This is a genomic window from Pontibacter sp. HJ8 (genome assembly GCF_054824225.1).
This window is the reverse complement of record NZ_JSYF01000601.1, coordinates 1-1208: the sequence shown is the minus strand read 5'-3', so window position 1 is coordinate 1208 and position 1208 is coordinate 1. Positions and strand designations below refer to the sequence as shown.

Annotated in this window: 1 protein-coding gene; it reads right to left on the bottom strand. The window is 45.4% G+C overall.

The features are described 5' to 3' along the window. Positions 1–1052 (bottom strand): tetratricopeptide repeat protein (locus OB13_RS19915; protein ID WP_461491935.1); only part of this gene is annotated, 1052 nt, incomplete at its 3' end. Positions 1053–1208: the final 156 nt, after the last annotated feature.

Here is a 1208-nt window from a genome sequence, read left to right as displayed (position 1 = left end):
GTAGCTTGGTCATCTGGCTGGATCTGAAGTGCCTTTTCAAAGAATGGCAATGAGGCTTCGTAATGCTTCTTGGCCTGTGCTTCTAAACCAGCTCCTTTTTTCTTGTAAGTAGCATAGTCCATTTTAGCGGCTTTGTTGTTGAACTCGCTGCCTCTGTTGTACTCCAACACACCCAGGTTAAAGTAACCGTCAAAGTTGTTCGGGTCCATTTCAATGGCTTTCTGATAGTTCTTGTAAGCCTCATCAATGCTTCCCTTACGCTCCTGCAGGTTACCTCTAACAGCATACAGGCTGGCATTTTTAGGGTCAGCTTCAATTGCTTTATCCAGTTTAGCCATGGCCTCATCCGCGCGGTTGTTCTTCAGGTAGTACTTCAGTTCTTCCTGCATCAGGTATACACTGTTCGGGTGCTCCTTCAGGCCTGCAGCAAGTGTGCTCAGAATCTGGTCATCGCTCGCTTCAGCTGCCTGCTGCAGTTGTACTTTTGCCTTGTACACGTCTTCTGTCTTGTGACCGATGTTGATCAGCTTATCATAATACGTGATGGCAGCCGGATAATCCTGCTTCGCTGTAGAAGCAAATGCCGCATACATTATGGCAGTTGTGTCAGTAGGATTTACTTTTGAAGCCAGGTTATATTTGGCAATGGCGTTATCCCAATCCTGTGCGTTGTGGTATTCTACTGCCTGGTTTAGTATCTGGCCGTAGAGCATCTGCAAACGCTCTGGTACCTGCTTGCCATACTCGCCGTCTTTTCCATCCAGCTCTATGGTTTTGTTGAACGACTCCATTACGATTTCAGGAGTCTGTTCAGTTGCATTCTTGCCATAGATCGGATTGCCCAGCATGTCCTGGTAAATGACGCCACGATAGAACCAGGTTTTTGCTTTGTCCTTTGTCTTATTGTGCTCTATCGCCTTGTTGATGTCAGCCTGGGCCTTGTCTAAAACGCCATTCTTGTGGTTTAGAACTGCGCTGTTAACGGCAGAGTTCTGAGCTACAGCAACCTGAATACTCGCGGCTGCCAGGGCTGTCATAAGTATTTTCTTCATACTTTTCAGAGATTGGTTTTTGTTTGTTTGTTAAACGTTAAATAAATGAATTAAAATTTCAATTTCACGAAGAATCTATTCTTCTTCTGTCGCTTCAGGATCCGTCATGGTATCTGGCTGCAGAGATTCTTCCGGTTTCAATTCAGAATCCAGCAG